The following is a 2,956-nucleotide window of genomic DNA, read 5'->3' on the forward strand; positions in this document are numbered from 1 at the left end:
TGAGAGCGGCGGTGCAAAATTAGACCACGGTAGCGGCGGGATTGTCCTGCTGCGGGCGGCGTAAAAGTCGGCCACCTATTTACCCTTCTGCGACGACAGCAGGAGGGCGTGGGGATCTACACCGTGGAATTATATCTGAAGGTCCGTCTGGCATGCTCGGAAGGGATGAGCCGGCGTGAGGCTGCAAAGCACTTCAACATATCGCGCGACAGCGTTGCCAAGATGCTGTCCTATTCGACGCCACCTGGCTATCAGCGAAAGTCACCGATCCGGCGTCCGAAGCTGGATGCGTTTGTGTCGACGATCGAGCATTGGCTGGACGAAGATCTAAAGATGCCGCGCAAGCAGCGCCATACCGCCAAGCGGGTGTTCGACCGGCTGCGTGACGAGTGCGGGTTCACCGGCGGCTACACGATCATCAAGGATTACATGCGCGAGCGGGATCAGCGCCGGCAGGAGGTGTTCGTGCCTCTGTCGCATCCGCCAGGCCACGCGCAGGCCGACTTCGGTGAGGTGACGGTGGTCATCGGCGGGGTCGAGCAAAAGGCCCGCTTCTTCGTGCTCGATCTTCCGCATAGTGACGGCTGCTATGTGCGGGCCTATCCGGCTGCAGTGGCCGAGGCCTGGGTCGATGGCCATGTCCATGCGTTCGCTTTCTTCGGCGCCGTGCCGCAATCGATCGTCTACGACAACGACCGTTGCCTGGTGGCCAAGATCCTGCCCGACGGCACCCGCAAGCGCGCGACGTTGTTCAGCGGCTTCCTGTCCCACTACCTGATCCGGGATCGCTATGGCCGTCCGGGAAAGGGCAATGACAAAGGGAATGTCGAGGGTCTGGTTGGCTATGCCCGACGTAACTTCATGGTCCCGATCCCGCAGTTTCCGACATGGGATGCGTTCAATGCCTTTCTGGAAGAGCAATGCCGCAAGCGCCAGCGTGACAAACTGCGCGGTGAGAGCGAGACGATCGGCGAGCGCTTGCTGCGCGATCTGGCTGCCATGCGGCCATTGCCGGCGTCGCCCTTTGATGCCTGCGACCAGGCCAGCGCCATTGTGACGGCCCAATCGCTCGTTCGCTACAAGACCAACGACTACTCCGTGCCGGTCGCCTATGGCCATCAAGACGTCTGGATCCGGGGCTATGTCGATGAGGTGGTGATCGGCTGCCGCGGCGAGATCATTGCGCGTCATCCCCGGAGCTGGGAGCGGGAAGACGTCGTCTTCGATCCTGTCCATTACCTGCCGCTGATCGAGCAAAAGATCAATTCGCTGGATCAGGCAGCGCCCCTCCAGGGCTGGGATCTGCCGCAAGAGTTCGCCACGCTGCGCCGGTTGATGGAAGGCCGCATGGCAAAGCATGGCCGGCGGGAATACGTGCAGGTTCTGCGTCTGCTGGAGAGCTTCGACCTTACCGAATTGCATGCGGCGGTGAAGCAGGCGATCCAGCTCGGCGCGATCGGCTTCGATGCGGTCAAGCATCTGATCCTGTGCCGGGTAGAACGCCGGCCGCCGCGATTGGATCTGTCGATCTACCCATACCTACCGCGGGCGACGGTCGAGACGACATCGGCGAAGGCGTATATGCGCCTCCTGTCGCCTGATGCGGGAGAAGCGGCATGAGCACCGAGACCCCTGAGATCCTGCTTTCCCATTACCTCAAAGCTCTGAAGCTGCCGACCTTCCAGCGCGAGTACCAGAAGCTGGCCCGGCTGTGCGCCACAGAGGGCGTCGATCATGTCGGATACCTCACCGGGCTTGCCGAACGGGAGATGATCGAGCGGGACCGCCGCAAGGTCGAGCGCCGCATCAAGGCGGCTAAATTCCCCGTCGTCAAAAGCCTCGACAGTTTCGACTTCGCAGCCATCCCCAAGCTCAACAAGATGCAGGTGCTGGAACTGGCGCGCTGCGAATGGATCGAGCGACGGGAGAACGTCATCGCACTTGGTCCCAGCGGCACGGGCAAGACCCATATCTCGCTCGGCCTCGGCCTGGCCGCATGCCAGAAGGGTCTGTCCGTCGGCTTCACCACGGCCGCGGCCCTGGTCAGCGAGATGATGGAGGCGCGAGACGAACGCCGTCTTCTGCGTTTCCAGAAGCAAATGGCCGCCTACAAGCTGCTTATCATCGATGAGCTGGGCTTCGTGCCGCTGTCAAAGACCGGCGCGGAATTGCTGTTCGAGCTGATCTCGCAACGATACGAGCGAGGCGCGACCCTGATCACCAGCAACCTTCCTTTTGACGAATGGACGGAAACCATGGGGTCCGAACGTTTGACCGGCGCTCTACTCGATCGCATCACCCACCACGTCAACATCCTTGAGATGAACGGCGACAGCTATCGTCTCGCACAAAGCCGAGCCCGAAAGGTAGGCTGAGACCCCTCTCAAAAAAAGCGCCGCGCACGCATGAGAACCCCGCTCGGGCTACGCCCTCCCGGGGCTCTCATGCGTGCGCCACAGTGGCCGACTTTTGCGCCGCCGCGTGGCCGGTTTTTACTCCGCCGTTGACAAGGGACCCATTTTGTCAAGCAACAAGTTGAGTGACCGGACTTTGGACAACCGGGACGTGGTGTGGGGTAGCAACCCTCTCATCGTGTCGATGCGATGTCTGCGATCACCGAAGGGCGAGTAGGATGATTGTTGGATACGCCCGCGTATCGACGGAAGAACAGAAGCTCGATCTGCAGCTTCAGGCGCTGAAGGCCGCTGGATGCGAACTCATTCTCAGCGATCAGGGCGAGTCGGGAGCCCAGTTCGAAAGAGCCGGTCTCGGTGCGACCCTGGTTCAACTGGGGGCGGGTGACACGTTGGTGGTCTGGCGCCTCGACCGGCTCGGACGCTCCCTCTCGGCACTCGTTAGCCTTCTTGAGCAACTGGGACGGCGCGGCATCGCTTTCCGCTCCCTGACCGAAAGTATCGACACAGGTTCATCTGGTGGACGATTGATGTTCCACATG

At 61.4% G+C, this 2,956-nt stretch carries 3 protein-coding genes; all 3 read left to right on the forward strand.

Annotation, left to right across the window (positions count from 1 at the left end):
* The first annotated feature begins 123 nt into the window (after nt 1–123).
* Nucleotides 124–1,620, forward strand: coding sequence for an IS21 family transposase (gene istA / locus NHF53_RS23515; RefSeq protein ID WP_308218710.1), 1,497 nt, complete (start codon nt 124–126; stop codon nt 1,618–1,620).
* Nucleotides 1,617–2,375 (forward strand): IS21-like element helper ATPase IstB, encoded by a 759-nt coding sequence (gene istB / locus NHF53_RS23520; RefSeq protein ID WP_252836373.1) that lies wholly within the window; start codon nt 1,617–1,619, stop codon nt 2,373–2,375. The genes istA and istB overlap by 4 nt, the downstream gene beginning before the upstream one ends.
* 257 nt (nt 2,376–2,632) lie before the next feature.
* Nucleotides 2,633–2,956 (forward strand): recombinase family protein (locus NHF53_RS23525; protein ID WP_252836374.1); only part of this gene is annotated, 324 nt, incomplete at its 3' end.

This window comes from Ciceribacter sp. RN22 (assembly GCF_024054295.1).
Classification (GTDB): Bacteria; Pseudomonadota; Alphaproteobacteria; order Rhizobiales; family Rhizobiaceae; genus Allorhizobium; species Allorhizobium lividum.

Bases quoted from the DNA above. Each gene is read 5' to 3' on its own strand.
- istB (WP_252836373.1), top strand. From the start codon at position 1,617: ATGAGCACCGAGACCCCTGAGATCCTGCTTTCCCATTACCTCAAAGCT.